Origin of the sequence: Mesorhizobium sp. B2-6-1, assembly GCF_006440475.1 — a bacterium.
Classification (GTDB): Bacteria; Pseudomonadota; Alphaproteobacteria; order Rhizobiales; family Rhizobiaceae; genus Mesorhizobium.
The window spans coordinates 225,976-244,303 of the sequence record NZ_VFUH01000008.1; the positions used below are offsets into that span (position 1 = coordinate 225,976).

19 protein-coding genes are annotated in these 18,328 nt (G+C 63.9%); 9 read left to right on the forward strand and 10 right to left on the reverse strand.

What is annotated here, in order from left to right; translation table 11 throughout:
• The first annotated feature begins 37 nt into the window (after nt 1-37).
• From FJ443_RS18400 to FJ443_RS18410, 3 genes are all read left to right on the forward strand, one after another.
• Nucleotides 38-736 (forward strand): fumarylacetoacetate hydrolase family protein, encoded by a 699-nt coding sequence (locus FJ443_RS18400; RefSeq protein WP_140656519.1) that lies wholly within the window; start codon nt 38-40, stop codon nt 734-736.
• Nucleotides 737-740: 4 nt separating this feature from the next.
• Nucleotides 741-1,391, forward strand: coding sequence for a maleylacetoacetate isomerase (gene maiA, locus FJ443_RS18405; protein ID WP_140495722.1), 651 nt, complete (start codon nt 741-743; stop codon nt 1,389-1,391).
• Between the two features lie 135 nt (nt 1,392-1,526).
• Entirely contained in the window at nt 1,527-2,567 is a 1,041-nt protein-coding gene (locus FJ443_RS18410) for a zinc-dependent alcohol dehydrogenase family protein (RefSeq protein ID WP_140517186.1), read from the forward strand.
• On the opposite strand, the gene FJ443_RS18415 is transcribed toward FJ443_RS18410, so the two are convergent.
• Nucleotides 2,564-3,463 carry a DMT family transporter gene (locus FJ443_RS18415; protein ID WP_140555108.1) on the reverse strand — a complete coding sequence of 300 codons (900 nt, stop codon included), beginning with the start codon at nt 3,461-3,463 and terminating at the stop codon, nt 2,564-2,566. The genes FJ443_RS18410 and FJ443_RS18415 overlap by 4 nt on opposite strands.
• Nucleotides 3,464-3,571: 108 nt before the next feature.
• Between FJ443_RS18415 and FJ443_RS18420 the strand changes: the two genes are divergently transcribed.
• Nucleotides 3,572-4,972 (forward strand): PLP-dependent aminotransferase family protein, encoded by a 1,401-nt coding sequence (locus FJ443_RS18420; RefSeq protein WP_140665242.1) that lies wholly within the window; start codon nt 3,572-3,574, stop codon nt 4,970-4,972.
• Between the two features lie 23 nt (nt 4,973-4,995).
• Here FJ443_RS18420 and FJ443_RS18425 read toward each other — a convergent pair whose 3' ends face one another.
• Nucleotides 4,996-5,886, reverse strand: a complete 891-nt coding sequence (locus FJ443_RS18425) for a LysR family transcriptional regulator (protein ID WP_140495718.1) — start codon at nt 5,884-5,886, stop codon at nt 4,996-4,998.
• Between the two features lie 136 nt (nt 5,887-6,022).
• Between FJ443_RS18425 and FJ443_RS18430 the strand changes: the two genes are divergently transcribed.
• Complete coding sequence (locus FJ443_RS18430) at nt 6,023-7,468, forward strand: MFS transporter (RefSeq protein WP_140631145.1); 1,446 nt, start codon at nt 6,023-6,025, stop codon at nt 7,466-7,468.
• A gap of 35 nt (nt 7,469-7,503) precedes the next feature.
• Here FJ443_RS18430 and FJ443_RS18435 read toward each other — a convergent pair whose 3' ends face one another.
• From FJ443_RS18435 to FJ443_RS18445, 3 genes are all read right to left on the reverse strand, one after another.
• Complete coding sequence (locus FJ443_RS18435) at nt 7,504-8,001, reverse strand: MaoC family dehydratase (RefSeq protein WP_140495716.1); 498 nt, start codon at nt 7,999-8,001, stop codon at nt 7,504-7,506.
• A 247-nt stretch (nt 8,002-8,248) separates the two neighbouring features.
• Nucleotides 8,249-8,677: a phasin family protein gene (locus FJ443_RS18440; protein WP_140495715.1), complete on the reverse strand. Its 429-nt coding sequence runs from the start codon at nt 8,675-8,677 to the stop codon at nt 8,249-8,251.
• Nucleotides 8,678-8,746: 69 nt separating this feature from the next.
• Complete coding sequence (locus FJ443_RS18445; RefSeq protein WP_140631140.1) at nt 8,747-10,042, reverse strand: DUF445 domain-containing protein; 1,296 nt, start codon at nt 10,040-10,042, stop codon at nt 8,747-8,749.
• Between the two features lie 398 nt (nt 10,043-10,440).
• Here FJ443_RS18445 and rirA point away from each other — a divergent pair, with 398 nt between their 5' ends.
• Nucleotides 10,441-10,902 carry an iron-responsive transcriptional regulator RirA gene (gene rirA / locus FJ443_RS18450; RefSeq protein WP_140495713.1) on the forward strand — a complete coding sequence of 154 codons (462 nt, stop codon included), beginning with the start codon at nt 10,441-10,443 and terminating at the stop codon, nt 10,900-10,902.
• Between the two features lie 96 nt (nt 10,903-10,998).
• On the opposite strand, the gene FJ443_RS18455 is transcribed toward rirA, so the two are convergent.
• From FJ443_RS18455 to hemP, 5 genes are read right to left on the reverse strand one after another with little or no spacing between them, the layout of a single operon-like run.
• Nucleotides 10,999-11,787 (reverse strand): heme ABC transporter ATP-binding protein, encoded by a 789-nt coding sequence (locus tag FJ443_RS18455; protein ID WP_140665244.1) that lies wholly within the window; start codon nt 11,785-11,787, stop codon nt 10,999-11,001.
• A gap of 9 nt (nt 11,788-11,796) precedes the next feature.
• Nucleotides 11,797-12,897, reverse strand: a complete 1,101-nt coding sequence (locus FJ443_RS18460) for an iron ABC transporter permease (RefSeq protein WP_140665247.1) — start codon at nt 12,895-12,897, stop codon at nt 11,797-11,799.
• Nucleotides 12,898-12,902: 5 nt separating this feature from the next.
• A complete protein-coding gene (locus tag FJ443_RS18465) occupies nt 12,903-13,799 on the reverse strand; it encodes a hemin ABC transporter substrate-binding protein (protein ID WP_140665322.1) in 897 nt (298 codons plus the stop codon).
• A 9-nt stretch (nt 13,800-13,808) separates the two neighbouring features.
• Nucleotides 13,809-14,870: a hemin-degrading factor gene (locus FJ443_RS18470; protein ID WP_140665249.1), complete on the reverse strand. Its 1,062-nt coding sequence runs from the start codon at nt 14,868-14,870 to the stop codon at nt 13,809-13,811.
• A gap of 18 nt (nt 14,871-14,888) precedes the next feature.
• A complete protein-coding gene (hemP, locus tag FJ443_RS18475) occupies nt 14,889-15,095 on the reverse strand; it encodes a hemin uptake protein HemP (RefSeq protein WP_140521065.1) in 207 nt (68 codons plus the stop codon).
• A gap of 202 nt (nt 15,096-15,297) precedes the next feature.
• On the opposite strand from hemP, the gene FJ443_RS18480 reads away from it, so the two are divergent.
• The 3 genes from FJ443_RS18480 to FJ443_RS18490 all read left to right on the forward strand — a co-directional run bounded on the left by FJ443_RS18480 (nt 15,298) and on the right by FJ443_RS18490 (nt 18,319).
• A complete protein-coding gene (locus tag FJ443_RS18480; RefSeq protein ID WP_140665252.1) occupies nt 15,298-17,487 on the forward strand; it encodes a TonB-dependent hemoglobin/transferrin/lactoferrin family receptor in 2,190 nt (729 codons plus the stop codon).
• Between the two features lie 2 nt (nt 17,488-17,489).
• Nucleotides 17,490-17,933, forward strand: a complete 444-nt coding sequence (locus tag FJ443_RS18485; RefSeq protein ID WP_140495707.1) for a hypothetical protein — start codon at nt 17,490-17,492, stop codon at nt 17,931-17,933.
• A 71-nt stretch (nt 17,934-18,004) separates the two neighbouring features.
• Nucleotides 18,005-18,319: an antibiotic biosynthesis monooxygenase gene (locus FJ443_RS18490; RefSeq protein WP_023763446.1), complete on the forward strand. Its 315-nt coding sequence runs from the start codon at nt 18,005-18,007 to the stop codon at nt 18,317-18,319.
• Nucleotides 18,320-18,328: the final 9 nt, after the last annotated feature.

Genomic DNA, 18,328 nt, shown 5'->3' on the forward strand with positions numbered 1-18,328 from the left:
GTGCCCGCGGCCCGACATCCAACTGCAGAGACAGACCATGACCGCCTTTGTCCTCCCCGCTCCGCCAACGCCCTCGGTCGCGGTGGCCGGCTCGAACGAGCGATTTGCGGTGCGCCGCATCTTCTGCGTCGGGCGCAACTACGCCGCGCATATCAGGGAGTTCGGCAATGACGAGCGCGATCCACCCTTCTTCTTCACCAAGCCCGCCGATGCGGTGGCAGACTCCGGCGCTACGATCCCCTACCCGCCGCTGACGACCAACCTGCACCATGAGATCGAACTGGTGGTCGCGATCGGCAAGTCGGGCTTCCGCATCCCGCGCGCCCAGGCGCTGGATCATGTCTGGGGCTATGCCGTCGGCATCGACCTCACCCGCCGCGATCTCCAGGACGAAGCCAAGAAAGCGGCGCGGCCATGGGACTGGTCGAAGGCTTTCGACCGCTCCGCGCCGTGCGGTCCTCTGGTTCCCGCGCAAAAATCCGGCCATCCGAACCAGGGCCGTATCTGGCTGGCTGTCGACGGCAAGATCCGGCAGGACGCCGACCTCGCCGAGTTGATCTGGCCGATCTCCGACATCGTCTCGATCTGCAGCGAAGGCATGGAATTGCAGCCAGGCGACCTCATCTTCACCGGCACGCCGGCCGGCGTCGGCGCGGTCAACCCCGGGGAGACGATGACCGGCGGCGTCGACGGCATCGGCACGATCGAAGTGACCATCGGCCAACCAAATCGGTGAATGCATGAGCGACATCGTCCTTCACAACTACTACCGCTCCTCCACCTCCTACAGGGTGCGGATTGCGCTGGAGATGAAGGGGCTGACCTATGACTACGTGCCGCATCACCTGCGCCATGGCGAGCATCTCGAACCGGCCTATCTCGCGGTCAACCCGCAGGGCCTGGTGCCGGCGCTGATCCTGGGCGACGGCACCCTGCTGACGCAATCGCTGGCGATCATCGAATTTCTCGACGAGACGACGCCCGAACCGCCTCTGCTGCCGAAGGACGCAGTTGGGCGCGCCCGCGTCAGGATGCTGGCGCAGATGATTGCCTGCGATATCCATCCGGTGAATAATTTGCGTATCCTGACCGCGCTGCGAACCCTGTTCGGCGCCGGCGACGAGGATGTCGCCAACTGGTTCCGGCACTGGGTCAAAGAGGGTTTCAAGCCACTCGAAGACCTGTTGATGGCTTCGCCCGAGACCGGCACCTTCTGCCACGGCGACACGCCGGGGCTGGCCGATATCTGCCTGGCGGCACAAGTCACCAGCAATGCCCGTTTCGGCGTCGATATGGCGCCCTACCCGACGATCTCGCGCATCAATGCCGCTTGCATGGCCCTGCCGGCCTTCCAGAACGCCGCGCCGCAAAACCAGATCGATGCCGAGTAACCTTCATTCGGCGACGCGCAGCGTCGCCATCGGCGTATGCCCAAACGGCCGACTTGTCTGGCGGAATCGATTTCCGCTTGACCGGCCAGGGAATCGGCTATCGTTTCCCGAAGTGCGCGCAAGGTGGAGTTGCCGATGAAAGCCGTCGTCTTCGAAAAATTCGGCGAGGCGCCGACGATCCAGACCGTTCCCGATCCGAAGCCGGCGCCGGACGGCGTCGTCATCAAGGTCGAGGCGACAGGCCTGTGCCGCAGCGATTGGCACGGCTGGATGGGCCATGACGCCGATATCCGCTTGCCGCATGTCCCCGGTCACGAGCTGGCCGGCGTCGTGGTAGCCGCCGGCAAGCAGGTGACCCGCTGGAAGGCTGGCGAGCGCGTCACCGTCCCGTTCGCCGTCGGCTGCGGCCATTGTTTCGAATGCACGTCCGGCAATCACCAGGTCTGCGAGCACCAGTCCCAGCCGGGCTTCAACGCCTGGGGCTCGTTCGCCGAATATGTCGCCATCGAGCACGCCGACACCAACCTCGTGCGCCTGCCCGACGAGATGGAATTCGCCACTGCCGCCAGCCTCGGCTGTCGCTTCGTCACCTCGTTCCGCGCCATCGTCGACCAGGGCCGGGTGAGGCCGGGCGAATGGGTGGCGGTGCATGGCTGCGGCGGCGTCGGCCTGTCGGCGATCATGATCGCCAGCGCCATGGGTGCCAATGTCATCGCCATCGACCTCACCGAAGAGAAGCTGGACTTTGCCAGGAAGATCGGCGCGGTGGCGACCATCAACGCGGCGACGACCCCGAACGTCGTCAAGGCGGTCAAGCAGATCACCAATGGCGGCGTGCATATGTCCATGGATGCACTCGGTCATCCCACGACCTCGTTCAATTCGATCGCCAATCTGCGCCGGCGCGGCCGCCATGTGCAGGTCGGCCTGATGCTGGGCGATCACGCCCGCCCGCAGGTTCCGATGGACAAGGTGATCGCGTTCGAGCTCGAAATCCTCGGCAGCCACGGCATGCAGGCCTACCGCTACCCCGCGATGATGGAGATGATCCGCACCGGCAAGCTGAAACCCGAGCTTCTGGTCGGCAAGAAGATCAGCCTTGAGGAAGCGCCGGCTGCACTGATGGCGATGGGCGGCTTCGAAGGCATCGGCATCGGTGTGGTGACGAAGTTTTAGCCAGCGGCGCCGGTTGCGGGCCGTGGCAAATCCCGCCTGGCAAACTTTTTGGCGCCGAATACGCACAGCACCACGCCGAGCGTGATGACGACCATCAGGGGGCTGACCTGTTCATGCAGCAGGGACGCCGCCAGGGCGAGGCCAAAGAAGGGCTGCAGCAGTTGCAACTGCCCCACGGCGGCGATGCCGCCTTGCGCGAGGCCGCGATACCAGAACACGAAGCCGATCAGCATGCTGAACAGCGAGACATAGGCAAGCCCGATCCATGCATTGGTCCCGACCGTGGCGAAGGACGGTGGCAAGGTGACCAGGGTCACCACCAGCATGACCGGCAGTGACAGCACCAGCGCCCAGCAGATCACCTGCCAACCGCCCAGCCTGCGCGACAGCGCGGCGCCTTCTGCGTAGCCCAGGCCGCAAACGACGATTGCGGCGAGCATCAGTGCATCGCCAACCGGCGAGGCCGTCACGCCTTGCGCAAGGGCAAACCCGCCCACCAGCGCGCTGCCGAGGCATGAGAACAGCCAGAAGGCCGGTCTCGGCCTCTCGCCCCCGCGCAGCACGCCGAAGATCGCGGTCGCCAGCGGCAGCAGGCCGACGAAGATGATGGAATGAGCAGAGGTGACATGCTTCAGCGCCAAGGCTGTCAGCAAGGGAAAGCCGACCACCACACCCAACGCGACGATGACAAGCGACATCAGGTCATGACGCTCCGGGCGCTTCTCGCGGAAGACGAGCAGCAGCGCGAGGCCAAGCAAAGCTGCTATCACCGCGCGCGCCGACGTCAGGAATGTCGGATCGAGATCCATCACCGCCACGCGCGTTGCCGGCAAGGAGCCGCTGAAAATCAACACGCCGATGAATCCGCTCACCCAGCCGCTCGTCGTCTTGTCCATTGCAGGCACTCCATCCGTTGCGCCCTCTATCGGGCCCATACCCATGGCGTCACCAGAGACAATGCAGTACAATTCAACAAAACTGTAATGGTTTGCCGGAAGGTACAGATGAACGTATCAGCGAGATTCGACAACAGCGGAACCCTTGTCGAAGGCGTCATGTCCACCATCCGCCAGCGAATTGCCGCGCGCAGCCTCACGCCCGGCGCCCGATTGCCCTCGATCCGCGCCTTCGCCAAATCCATGCAGGTTTCCAAATCGACAGTGGTCGAGGCCTATGAGCGACTGGCGGCGGAAGGCGCGATCCGTTCCCGGCCAGGCTCCGGCTTCTATGCCGCCGGATCGCTGGCGCCGCTGTCGCTGGCCGAGATCGGCCCCCGACTCGATCGCGCCGTCGATCCGCTCTGGGTTTCGCGGCAGTCGCTGGAAGCGGGCGATGAGATGCTGAAGCCCGGCTGCGGCTGGCTGCCCGCCTCGTGGATGCCTCAGGCAGCGCTACGTCGCGCGCTGCGCAACGTGGCGCGCGCCGATGATGTGGCCCTTGCCGACTACGGCACGCCGCTCGGGCTGCCGCCGCTGCGCCAATTGCTGGCGCGGCGCATGGCCACGCATGGCATCGAGGCTTCCCCCGAACAGATCATGCTGACGGAATCGGGCACGCAGGCCATCGACCTCCTGTGCCGGTTCCTGCTCGAACCCGGCGATACAGTGCTGGTCGACGATCCCTGCTATTTCAATTTCCACGCACTGTTGCGTGCCCATCAGGCCAAGGTCGTCAGCGTCCCCTATACGCCATCGGGACCGGATATCGACTTGTTCGCGCAGGCGCTGGCCGAGCATCGGCCGCGCCTCTACATCACCAACTCCGCCATCCACAACCCGACCGGCGCGATCCTGTCGCCGGTCACCGCGCACCGGCTGCTCAAGCTCGCCGATCAATCGGACCTGACCATCGTCGAGGACGACATCTTCGCCGACTTCGAACACGCTCCTGCCCCAAGGCTCGCGGCTTTCGACGGTCTCGAGCGTGTCGTCCATATCGGTAGTTTCTCCAAGACGCTTTCGGCCTCGATACGCTGCGGGTTCATCGCCGCGCCCCGTGACTGGATGGAAGGGCTGGCCGACCTCAAGATCGCCACCACCTTCGGCGGCGGGCGGCTCGCGGCCGAATTGGTGCTGACCCTGCTCAGGGATGGCAGCTATCGCAAGCACATGGACCTGCTGCGCGCCCGGCTCTCACGCGCCATGATCGAGACAGGCGCTCGGCTGAAGGCGATCGGGATCACGCCCTGGATCGAGCAGCCCGCCGGTCTGTTCCTCTGGTGCAGCCTGCCGGATGCAGTGGACGCAGCCGAGGTTGCCCGCCGCGCGCTTGCGGCCAATGTCGTGCTGGCGCCCGGGAACGCGTTCAGCCTGTCGCAATCAGCCAGCCGATTCCTGCGCTTCAACGTTGCGCAATGCGAAGACGAGCGGATTTTCAAGGTGCTAGAGGCAGCCATGCCGCGCTGACGGCTGCGGCGCGGCTTGCGCGATCAGGACTTCACGCAAATGTCGCGCACACAACTCCGCAGCCAGCGCTGCGCCGGATCGGCATCGAGCCGCGGATGCCAGAGCATGGAAATGGTGACCGCCGGAATGTCGACCGGCAGGGAAAAAGTCTGCATGCCGGCGCGCGCGCCTTGCGTATGCCGCTCGGGCACGCTGGCGATCAGCTCCGAGGCGCGCGCCATCGCGAGCGCGGCCGAAAAACCGGAAGCCATGCACACGACCATTCGTTGCAATCCGAGCCGGCTCAAGGCCTGGTCGATCGGCCCCCTTTCGCGGCCCCGCCGCGAAACATTGATGTGGCGGCCGGCCGCATAGCGTTCCGGCGTCATCGCGCCCTGGCCCAGCGGATGGCCGCTGCGCACCGCGCAGACGAAACGGTCGCGAAAAAGCGCCTGGATGCGCACCTCCGGCCCGGTCTCGCCGGCCACACCTACTTCCAGGTCGATCGCCGCTTCGCGCAGTGACGCCATGTCCTTGTCCGACTTCGGCGCGAAACGCAGCCGCACGCCCGGCGCATCGGCCTGGATGCGGGCGATCAGGCGCGGCCCGAACTCCTCGACGAAGCTTTCATTGGTGCGCAGCGTGAAGGTCCTCTCCAGGCCCGGCAGATCAAGCAGCCTCGCCGGGCGCAGCAGCGTTTCCGCATCCTGAACCACACGACCGACCTGCTGGCGCAGTTCCTGCGCGCGTGGCGTTGGAACCAGACCGCGACCGGCCCGCACCAGCAGCGGATCTCCCGTCGCCGCGCGCAGGCGCGCCAGCGTGCGGCTCATCGCCGAGGGGCTGAGCCGTAATCGCGTCGCCGCACGCGCCACGCTGCCTTCGTCCAGCAGGACATCGAGGGCGACGAGCAGGTTGAGATCGGGCGGCGACATGGTTCGATCCTAGCACGAAATCCGCTGATGTGGCGTGCAACGCACGAATAGAATGCAAATGCTGCGCGTTCCGCCACATCCTGCAAACGATTAGATCTTCGAAGCTTCGACCTGAAGCCGACAAAGGGAGATCGCCGTGGCAGTCACTGAGCAACATCGCAACGAGCACGCATCGGTCGCACAGAAAATCCCATCGGCTGGATGGGCGCTGGCGAGCCTGTCGCTGGCCACGCTGCTGTCGTCGCTCGGCACCAGCATCGCCAGCGTCGGCCTTCCCTCGCTGATGCAGGCATTCGATGCCTCGTTCCAACAGGTGCAATGGGTCGTGATTGCCTATCTGCTCGCCATCACCATCCTGATCGTCGGTGCCGGGCGCCTCGCCGACATGCTCGGCCGGCGGCCGCTGCTGCTTTTCGGCATCGCGCTGTTCACATCGGCGTCGGTGCTCTGCGGCCTCTCGCCCGCTTTGTGGCTGCTGATCGCGGCGCGGGCGGTGCAAGGGCTTGGCGCGGCGCTGATGATGGCGCTGACATTGGCCGCTGTCGCCGAGACGGTGAGCAAGGCCAGGACCGGCAGCGCCATGGGCCTGCTCGGCGCCATGTCTGCCATCGGCACCACGCTCGGCCCCTCCATGGGCGGCCTGCTGATCGCCGCTCTCGGCTGGCGTTCGATTTTCCTGGTCAACGTGCCGCTCGGCATCCTGACCTTTGCAATGGCCTGGCGTGCTTTGCCTGCCGGCAACCGGACGGTGCGGACCGGCCAAGCCAGCTTCGATGGTTTGGGCACGGGCCTGCTGGCCCTGGCATTGGCGGCTTACGCATTGGCGATGACACTGGGTAGAGGCAGTTTCGGCCCCATCAACATCGGCCTGCTGGTCGCGGCTGGCATCGGCATCTTCCTGTTCGCCACGGCGCAAAGGATGGCGAAAAACCCATTGGTCGAGCTTTCCGCCTTCCGCGATCTCTCGCTGAGCACCAGCCTGGCCATGAACCTGATCGTCGCCACGGTGATGATGGCGACCTTGGTGGTTGCGCCGTTCTATCTCTCGCGCGGGCTCGGACTGGACGCGGCAAACGCCGGACTGGTGCTCTCGACAGGCCCGCTGGTTTCGGCGCTGTCGGCGTTGCTTGCCGGACGCCTTGCCGATCGCTTCGGAGCCAAAAGGATGATGGTCGCGGGCCTGCTCGGCCTTGCCACGGGCACGTTCCTCCTGTCCCTGGCGATAACGACACTCGGCATCGTCAGCTATGTCGTCCCCATCACCGTGACCTGCTTCGGCTATGCCCTGTTCCAGACAGCGAACAACGCCGCCGTCATGAGCAGCGTCGGCGGCGGTCAACGCGGCGTCATCTCCGGCCTGCTCAATCTGTCGCGCAACCTTGGCCTCATCACGGGCGCCTCCGTGATGGGCGCCCTATTCGCCGCCGCATCGGCCGGAGGACGTGAAGCCGGCGGCCAAGGCATGCTGACGTCAGCGGCGGCGGCCAGCGGAATGCAGGTGACCTTCCAGACGGCAACGGCACTGGCGGTGGCGGCGCTGGCGCTCAGCCTTTTGCCGAGCCGGCGGGCGGAGAATGCCTGACGAAGATCAATTCAGGGGGCTTGGGCGAATGCCGCTCAGGCCCCTGCCCGCTTGCGGCGCTCATAGAGCATGACCAGCGTCTCGGCCGTCAGCGCCGGCTTTTCCTCGCCCTCGATCTCGACGGTGTTGGCGGCCTTCATCAGGTATTGGCCCGGCCCCCTGTCCTCCATGGACAGCAGCGTGGTGCGCAGCCGGATGCGTGCGCCCACCTTGACCGGCGCCAGGAAACGCACCTTGTCGAAGCCGTAGTTGAAGGCGGCCTGCGTGTTCTCGGGCACGATTCCCATGCCGAGCGCCAGCGCGCCGATGATCGACAGCGTCAGATAGCCATGGGCGATCGTCGTGCGGAACGGGCTTTGCCGCCGCGCCCGTTCGGGGTCGACATGGATCCATTGATGATCGCCGGTGCATTCGGCGAACTGGTTGATACGGTTCTGGTCGACTGTCGTCCATTCCGAGACGCCAAGCTCCTGCCCGGACATCGTCCTCAACTGCTCGTAGGTCGGCGGCGTCTTAGGCCGTATTTCGGTCATTCCTGTTTTCCCGATAGCTTCCAACGCTTCCGCACCACGAACCGGCGGCCTCTGTCAATTCGCCCTGCATGATTCGGTCCCCTTGGGATCGATGCGAATCCTGGCATCACTCTACGTCAAGCCGTGTTCGCCCGGCCTTGGCATTTGAGGGTACCCATGGTGTAAAGGCATAGCGGCCGATGAAAGAGCATCCGAACAAACTTCGCCTGGCGCAGGGTTGGCAGGCAACCGGTCTTTGTCACGCAAGCTACTTCTTCTCGTAGCCGGCGCGGATTTCCTCCATCGCCTCTTTGATGCGCATGCGCAGGATGTCGACCGATTCGGTGCCGGATTTCCTGACCAGCTCGGCCACTTCGCTGGCATTCTTCAACGTAGTCTCGAAGGATTTCCTGGCGAACTCAGTCTGTTTGGCCATCAGGTCCTGCGGCGTGCCGGGCGCTCTGTAGCCTTGCGTCATGTCGGCAATTTCGCGCAGCGTGTCCTGCAGCATCTCGCGTTGCCTGGAGAACAGCGACGACGCGCCGGCGGCACTTGCCCGCGCCGATTTCTCCAGCGCTTCAAGGTTCTTGCGGTGGTGCGCGAGGATCGCCTCGACATCGACATTGGGCAGTTTCAGGTCACGGCCGAACCGGCCGAACATGTCCGTGAAGGAATCGGAATCCGGTTGTTTGGCCATGCTCATCTGCTCCCCTGTTGCCGCGACTGCTGATGCCCGTCCATGAGAATAGGGCATGGCGTGCGCCCGTCAATTGACGAGAAACAGCCGCTCAGCTGTGTAAAGCGCGATGCCAGCCAGACCGCCAATGATCATGCCGTTGAAGCGGATATATTGCAGGTCCCGGCCGATATTCATCTCGACCAACCGCGTCAGCTGCGCCAGGTCCCAGCGCTTGACCTGGTCGGCGATGAATTTCGATACGCCGCTCTTCTGGCTCTCGACGAAAGAGGACAGCGCCACCACGAATCCCTGGTTCATGTCGGCCCTGATCTTGGCGTCTCCGGCCAGATGCCGGCCGACCTCGACGAACATGTTGGCAAGATGCGCGCGGATGATCGATCGCGGCGCCTTGGCATCCTGCTCGATGAACAGGCTGAGGCTTTCCCATATGTCGCCGGCCAGCGCCTTGACTTCCGGCCTGGCGAGGAAATCGCGCTTCAGCTTCTCGGCGCGCCTTGCATATTGCTTCGACGTTCTCAGCCGCTCGACGAAGCCCTGTGCGAAACGATCGAATTCTGCGCGCATCGGGTGCTCGGGATCGGCTCTCACCTCGTCGAGCAGCGAACCGGCCGAGGCGACGATCTTCTTCAGGAGATAGGCGTCGGCCCTGAACAGGTTGAACAGCGACGGCAGTTCCTCGCGGATCTTTTCGCGCATGGTCGTCAGCGCCTGTTCATCGTTGAGGAACTGGCCGATCACCTTGATGAACTCATCGAACAGCCTCTGGTGACGGCGATCGTCGGTCAGGGCCGAGAGCAATTCGGCCGCCAACGGCGCCAGCGGCACTTTTTCGATCTGCTCCAGCATCCGGCTGGTGACGAAGCCGCGCAGCCCCGATTGCTCGACGGCGGCAAGCGTCTGCGGAACCAGGCGCACGACGAAACGCGACAGGCCCGCGGCACGTTCGGAATCGGCCAGCCAGTCGGCTACGAGCGCCGAGAAATCGACCTCGGCCAACTTTTCGCGCACCGGCTCGGGGGCAAGGAAATTGGCTTCGATGAAACGGCCGAGATTATCGGCGATACGGTTCTGGTTCTCGGGAATGATCGCGGTGTGCGGGATCGGCAGACCGAGAGGCCGCTTGAACAGCGCGACCACCGCATACCAGTCGGCCAGGCCGCCAATGGTCGCCGCCTCGGCAAAAGCGGCGACGAAGCCGAGCCAGGGATAGGTGCTCTCGAAGGACTTGGCCAGGGCGAACACGGCGACGCAAAGCGCAAGTGCCGCCGTGGCGACGAATTTGGTCCGCCGCAGCATTACAATCTTGGCATGCGCGTCGGCATCATATCCGCCGGAAGCCAGGGCCGTGGCTGATTGTGACATGTCAGAGCCGCTCCTCGTCGATCTCTGATCTATTTAGAGCATTCCAGGAAAGGTGTGTAACGCTGTTCTCTGGAAAAGCGCCTAGCGCTTTCCCCAGGGAATTGCGTGAAAACAAAGAGTTAGGGCGGTCGGCCATTCTGCCGATCACTGGACCGCTCTGGTGTTTCGCCCGAGAAAATGCGCGTCACAGCCGATTCGGCCCGCGTCTTGCCGCCTTGCGCACACAAAGTTGACGGGAATATTCAGCTATTATGCGAAGCTAGTCTGGAATTATTCCAAGGTATAGGCCATATTCCGCCGAGGCCAGTGTGGCGAATCCGAAAGCTCGGAGCAAAGCCCCACCAGCAAAGTTCAAAATCTGGCGTGATCGCAGCTCGCCGGCGCTTTGTGAGGACAAGATGCGGCTTACCCGCCAGACCAATTACGCCATGCGCATCCTGATGTATTGCGCGGCCAATACCGATCGGCTGAGCCGCATCCCCGAGATCGCCGCCGCCTATTCGGTGTCGGAGCTTTTCCTGTTCAAGATCCTCCAGCCACTGGTTGAGAATGGCCTTGTCGAGACGGTGCGTGGCCGCAATGGCGGCGTCAGGCTTGGCCGTGCCGCGGAATCGATCAATCTGTTCGACGTCGTGCGCGTGACGGAGGAAAGCTTCGCCATGGCCGAGTGCTTCGAGAACGATGCCGCGGAATGCCCTCTGGTCGACAGTTGCGCGTTGAATTCCGCATTGCGCGAGGCGCTCAACGCCTTCTTCGCGGTGCTTGCCCGCTACACGATCGCCGATCTCGTGGCGGCGCGTCCGAACGTGCGCAACCTGCTCGGCATTGACCTGCTAGAGCGCCGCGCACCGGCGGCCTGATCCGGTTCGCCGCAGGCTGGACCTGCGGCGAACGTCCCGAATCTAGACCGCAGCCAAAATCTAGGCCGCTGCCAGAATCTAGGCCGCTGCCAGAATCTAGGCCACTGATTGAGGCAGCACGAACGGCATATTGCCGGCGGGCAGGACTCCGACCCTCAAGCGGCAACCGAACACCCTTTCGATCAGATCGTCGCTCAGCACATCCCGCGGCGAACCGGTGGCGGCAAGCCGGCCGCGGTGCATGACGAAAATCCGGTCGGCATACATCGCCGTCAGGTTGAGGTCGTGCAGGATGGCAACCACGCCGCCGCCCCTTCTGGCGAAGTCGCGGGCGATGTTCATGATGATCAGCTGGTGCTTGATGTCGAGGCTGGACACCGGCTCGTCCAGGAACAGATAGCGCGGCTTGCCGTCGAGCACCGGTGCCCAGATTTGGCACAGCACGCGGGCGAGTTGAACGCGCTGCTGCTCGCCGCCGGAAAGCTCCTGATAGAAGCGGCCGGCGAAACCGTCGAGGTCGACACGCGCCAGCGCCCGTTCCGGCAGGCGTTCGTCCTCGCCCGGCAGCACACCCGAGCGGCCTCCGACAAGGCCGAGCCTGACAATCTCGCGCACGGTAAAGGGAAACGACAAGGTCGTCGCCTGCGGCAGCACCGCGCGCAGCGTCGCCGCCTCGACTGGCGTTATCGTCGAGAGCTCGCGGCCGTTGATGGCAATCCGGCCGGTATGCGCGAGTTCCCCCGACAGCGCCTTGAGAAAGGTCGTCTTGCCCGACCCATTGGGGCCGACAATGGCCGAAATCTCACCCGGCCTGACCTCGAAATCGACGCCGGCGACAATGCCTTTCCTGCCGATCGCCACCGAAACATCGCGCGCTTCGATCATGAAACACCCCTACAGGTCGATGACGCCGCGCTTGCGCAGCAGGATCCAGAGGAAGAACGGCGCTCCGGCGATCGCCGTGACGATGCCGATCGGCAGTTCGGCGGGCGCCACGATGGTGCGCGCGACCGCGTCGGCCAAAAGCAGCAGCGAGGCGCCGAGCAGCGCCGAGGCAGGCAGCAGATAGCGATTGTCGGGGCCGATCAGCAGGCGCAGCAGATGCGGCACCACGATGCCGATGAAACCGATGCCGCCGCTGACGGCGACGGAGGCGCCGACCGCCGCCGAGACGCCGACGATGGCCGTGTACTTAAGCCGTTGCACCGGGATGCCGAGATGGCCGGCGGTCGCCTCGCCCAGCGCCAGCGCATTGAGGCCGCGAGCCAGGAACGGCATCGCCGCCAGCGAAAGCACGATGACCGGGCCGACAGAGCCGATCTTCTGCCATGTCGCACCGGCCAGCGAGCCGAGTTGCCAGAAGGTCAGGTCGCGCAGTTGCCGGTCGTCGGCCATGAAGACCAGGATACCGGTCAGCGCCATGGCAAGTGCGGCCAGCGCCAGGCCGGCAAGCAGCATGGTGACGACGGATGTGCGGCCCTGCCGCGTCGCGACCTTGTAGAGCAGCAACGTCACCGACAAACCACCGCCGAAGGCCGCCAGAGGAAGGGTCAGCGCGCCGAACGAGGCGGTCACCGGCGACAGCACGGTCGTGCCGAGCACGATGACGGCCACCGCGCCGAGGCTGGAGCCCGCCGAAACACCGATAAGGCCGGGGTCGGCAAGCGGATTGCGGAACAGCCCCTGCATGACCGCGCCGGAGACCGCGAGCGCGGCCCCGATCAGCACGCCGAGCACGACGCGCGGCAGCCTTATGTCATAGACGATGAGGCGATCTCGCGCGCTCATCGCCACGTCGCCAGGCGCTGCGCCGAACAGCCAGTCGCCGACGACCTTGACGGCGGAGGCATCCGAGGCGCCGGAGGTCAGCGACAGCAATACCGCTGCCGCAAGCACGACGCAGGCGAGCGCGATGACCAGACGGGCGCGCCCGGAACGGTCACCGTCGCTGGCCATCTTCCTCTCCGCCGGCCCGGCGATCGACTGGTCGACCATGCCGCTCAGTCCGTAATCTGCGTGCCATAGAGCGCGGCGGCGAGGTCGTGGACGGCGTCGGCCGTGCGTGGTCCGAAGCCGAGCAGATAGCCGCCGTCGATGCGGATCAGCTTGCGCGCGGTTCCGGCCGGCGTCGAGGCGATCGACGCGTTGCCGAACAGTTCATCGTCCGATACCGGCGGCCCGGCATTGCTCATCATCAGGATCGCGTCCGGCCTGGCGGTGACAACAGCCTCGTCTGACAGTTGCTTGTAGCCGGAGAAGCCTTCGATCGCGTTGACGCCGCCGGCCAGCTTGATGATGCCGTTGGCCGCGGTATCGCTGCCGGCCGCCATGATCTTGCCGCCCTGCATCGACAGCACGAACAGCACGCGCTTGCGCTTCTTGATCGAGGCCGTCTGCTTTTCCGCCGCCTGCAGCTTGGCATCGATCTCCCTGGCCAGCGCTTCGGCCTTGGCGTCGGCGCCGAGCGCCTTGCCGACCACGCGGACCTTTTCGAGGATGCCTTCACGGTCGTACCGGTCAGGCACTTCGATGAAGGGGATGCTCGTCTTCTTCAGCACGTCGAGCGCCTCCTTGGGGCCGCTGCCGTGCAGCGCCAGCATGCCCGAAGGGTTGACCGACAGCACACCCTCCGGCGACAGCTGGCGCATGTAGCCGACATCTGGCAGGTCGAGAGCTGCTTTCGGATAGCGGCTGGTGGAATCGCGCGCCACAAGATGCTTTTCCTCGCCGAGCGCATAGACGATCTCGGTGATCGAGCCGCCGATGGACGCGATCCTGGTGGGATCGGCGAAGACGGAGACACCGTCGCCGGCGTTGGCCGGCTGCGGTGCGCCGAAGGCAAGGGAAAGACCGAGCATCGATCCGCGCACAACCGTCAATCCGGTGAGAAGACCCATCATCGTTTCTCAGGCTGCGGTCGGGCTTGGAATGCGCGGCAGGTTCTCGGCCAGGAAGCGCCAGTCGTCGCGCTCACCCTCTCCTTCATGGCGCTTGCCGAAGAACTGGATGATCATGTTGCCGCCGGCGTCGTAGACCTCCAGCGACGTAACATGGCCGTCCTTGGTCGGCTTGCGCACGGCCCAGACCTCATGAATGTGGTCGGTGCGCAGGTGCAGATGGAAGGTCTCGTCCAGCACATTGATCCATGGCCCCATTGGCTTGATCGACTTGACCGGACCGGAATGGATTTGGATACAGCCACGGTTTCCCACAAAGCACATGATCGGCATCTCGCCCTCGGCGGCACGATTGAACATGGCTCTCACCGCATGATTGTCGAGCAGCCATGCATAGTCCTGGCCCACCATGCGCACCGCCTGGCGGCGGCTGAGCTTCAACGTCTTCAGCATGCCGAAGAACTGATGCACGTCGGTCAGCCGGCTCCAACGATCGCGCAGATCGTCGAGATTCGCGGTCGTTGTCATCGCCTCGCCTTCGTTCTCGGCGGCTAGCCCCGAAATGGCGACCAGTGGCTCCTGGTTCGGCGATTCCAGCGAAGCGACCAGTTTCTGATAGGCATAGAGGTTTGACCCCGGCCGCAAATGCACCTTGTGCACCGCCTCGCCCGCCGCGTCGAAGAATTGCAGGCTGCGGCGGATGTCGTCGCCGTCGCGTTTTTCCACGGCAAAGCCGTGCGCCCATATTTTCGGGAAAATGCGCAGGTCGATGTTCTCGCCCAGCACCATGGCATTGTGATTGCCGGTGACGACCTTGTCGTAGGCGCCGATCTTTTCATGCACGGCGCTTTCGTTGCGGGTGAGCGCCATCACCTCGCCGACGGCTTCGAGGCCGGTCAGAAGATCGTTGACGCGTGGCTCGACGCGAACGACACCGTCGCCGCAATGCGCAGCGACCAACTCGGCCTCCGAAATGCCAAGCTGTGCGGCCAGATCGCGCTCGCGCGTTTTCGGATTGTCCGTCCGCGCCCGCCGGATTTCGTGCGGGGTGGGTTTTATGCGCTGGTCCATTGTCCTGCTGCCTTACGCTTACTTGTTGAGGATGAGCTTGCCCTGACGGGTGATCTTGAGCCGGTAGAGCGCGCCGTGATGCTCGATGCCGATCTCGTGCTCACCTTGGAACAGCGTGTTGCTCGACAGCGTCCGCACCGCCAGCGGAACGCCGTCGAAACGGGCGGAGGCATCGTCGGAACGGCGGACGCGATAGCGGAAGTCGTTGGGATTGTGCGTGTTCATGTGGATCGGTCCCTTTCCTGTGCCGGGCGTCTGGCTAGGCGTTTTGCGTAATCCGATTCATTCTTGACTTGAATAATCATGTTTACTAGTCAGTGCAATACCGGATTAAATGAGTCAAGATTTAAGACGCGAATACGATCACAAATGCCAGCCAGCCCCAGGCCAGCCCGCATCGAACCTGGAAACTTTGGAGTTGGGGCACATGGGGTTAGCGATTTGGGAACGGCGCGGCTGGTCGGGGCCGAACGGTGCAGCGGCTTTGCTGGCGGGCGTGGCGGCGATTGCCTTGTTCGTGCCACCTGCCAACGCTCAGCAATCAGCACAGGCGGCGGGAGAGCAGGCCGATCAATCGAAGCAGGCTGAGCAGGAAAAGCCGGCGCCAGCGGGCGCAACGCTGCTCGACAAGGTTCTGGTCATCAGCCGCACCGGAGAAACGGCCATCCAATCGCTGGCCTCGGCCAGCCATGTCGACCAGGAACAGCTCGACCGCCGCATGGCGACGACGCCGAACGAAATGCTGTTCGGCGTGCCCGGCGTCGCGGCGCAGGCCGATGCCAGGCGCGTCAGCACCAGCGTCAATATCCGCGGCCTGCAGGATTTCGGTCGCGTCGCGGTTATCGTCGACGGCGCGCGGCAGAACTTCCAACGTTCCGACCATGGCACCCAATCGACCTTCTACGTCGACCCCGAGCTTATCAAATCCGTCGACGTGATCCGCGGGCCGGTCGCCAACACCTATGGCTCGGGCGCGATCGGCGGCGTGGTCTTCTTCGACACCAAGGACGCCCAGGACTTCCTTAAGCCGGACGAGACATGGGCTGGTTCCGTCACCGGGCGCTACGAGAGCAACGGCAAGGGCTGGACCACCAGCGCATCCGGCGCCTATCGCTTTAACGACAATTTGGATGCGCTGGGCAACATCGTCTACCGCAATTATGACGACTACAAGGATGGCGACGGCGACACCGTCAAGGGCACCGGCTTCGACGTATTGAGCGGGTTGCTAAAGACCACAATCCGCCCGAGCGACAATAGCGAACTGAAGCTCGGCTGGGTCGGTTCGAGCGACGGCTGGAACGAGACCAGCGGCGGCATGCCGGTCAATGACGTCGACCTGAAGTCGAACACCTTCACCGCTCGCTACAATATCACGGACGAAGACAGGAGCTGGCTCGACCTCCACGTCAACACCTCCTACAACAAGACCAATCTCGACCTGACCGGCCTTGTTCCGCAAAACCGCTTCGATCCCGTCACCGGCCTTCCCGTGACGTTGCCGGCAGGTTCGACGTCGACCTTCGATGTCGGCACCGCCGCCATCGACATTTGGAACACGTCGCGATTCGAGACAGGCGGCCTCGCGCATGAACTGACCTATGGCGGCGACTGGGTGAATGACGACGTCGAGACTGGCGGCACGGCAGGCGGTGACAGCTTCTACACGCCTTCCGGCAAGCGCAACGTTTCTGGCGCCTACGTCCAGGACAAGCTCAGCTGGGATTGGCTCGAAGTCATTGCCGGGCTGCGCTATGACAATTACAGCCTCGAGAACGACACGCACGAAACGTCGGGCGACCGCCTGTCGCCGCGCATCACCGTCGGCGTCTCGCCTTTCGAAAGCGCCGGCCTTGCCGGCCTGCAATTCTACGGCACCTACGCGGAGGGCTACCGGTCGCCTTCGCTGACCGAAACCATGATCAGCGGCAACCATCCGGCGGGCGTCAGCTTCCCGTTCCTGCCCAATCCCAATTTGAAGCCCGAAACCGGCAAGACCGTCGAATTCGGTGTCAATTACAAGCAGAACGACATTCTGGAATCCGGCGACGCGTTTCGGCTGAAGGCAGCCTATTTCAACAACGACGTCGACGATTATATTGACGGCGTTACGCTGTCGGCCTTCGATCCGACCAGCGGCTGCCCCTTCGGGCCGGGCATTCCGATCTGCTTCCAGTACCAGAACTTCGCCAAGGCAAAGATCAACGGCTTCGAGATGGAAGGCGTTTATGATGCAGCATGGGGCTACGCCGGACTTTCCGCCTCCATCATCAATGGTCACACCATATCCTACGAAGGCGATCGGGCGGACCTTGCCACGATACCGTCCGCGCAGGTCACCGTGCAGCTCGGCCTGCGCTTCCTCGAGGACAAACTCACTGTCGGCGGCGAGGTGCAGTACAATGGCAAGCCCAAGGGTAACCTGATCGCCGAGGACTATACGCTGGTCAACGCTTTCGCCAGCTACCAGGCGACCGACAATCTGAAGGTTGATTTCCGCGCCGACAATCTGTTCGATGTCAAATACGCCAATCCGTTGAACGGCAGCACCACGGTCGCGGTCTATGAACCGGGCATAACGCTGAAGCTGGCGGCAACGATGCGATTTGGAGGATGATGATGACGAACTTGACGGCATCCCTTCGTCTGCTGACCTCGGCGCTGGCGATGTCGCTTGCAGCGGTTCCGGCGTGGGCACAAGAGTCCGCGCCGGCGCCTGCTCTCTCCCTCGAACTCAATGGCGCGCAACCGTCTGAAAAGGGCTGCCGCCTGACCTTCGTGGTCACCAACAATCTCGGCGCCGACCTTTCCAGGGCGGCGTTCGAGATCGCGCTGTTCAACGACGCCGGCGTCGTCGACCGCCTGACCGTGCTCGACTTCAAGGACCTGCCGGCCGGCAAGACCAAGGTGACGCGCTTCGATCTCGCTGGCACCAACTGCGCCAAGGTCAGCCGCGTGCTGATCAACAGCGCGACCGAATGCGTCGGCACCGGCGTCGAGCCGAACACCTGCATGCGAAAACTCAAGACAGATGCCAAGACCGGCATCGCCTTCGGGGTCTGAGCACGGCGTGGGGCCGCACGCGGCATCCTGCGGCACCACCCGTCTAAGTCCAGGAAATCGAAAGGAACTCCATGTACATCGCCATGAACCGCTTCAAGGTGCAGAACGGCTCGGAAGCCGATTTCGAGGCCGTGTGGAAAAACCGTGATTCCAGCCTTGCGGAAATGAAGGGCTTCCGGGAGTTCCATCTGCTGCGCGGCCCAGTCAACGAGACCGAAGGCTATACGCTGTTTGCCTCACACACGGTCTGGGCAAGCCACGACGATTTCGTCGCCTGGACCAAGTCGGAGAATTTTCGCGCGGCCCACAGGAATGTCGGCACGACGAAGGTCCACTATCTCGGCCATCCCCAGTTCGAGGGTTTTTCGGTCGTCGAGGGCGCCTGAAACGACCTC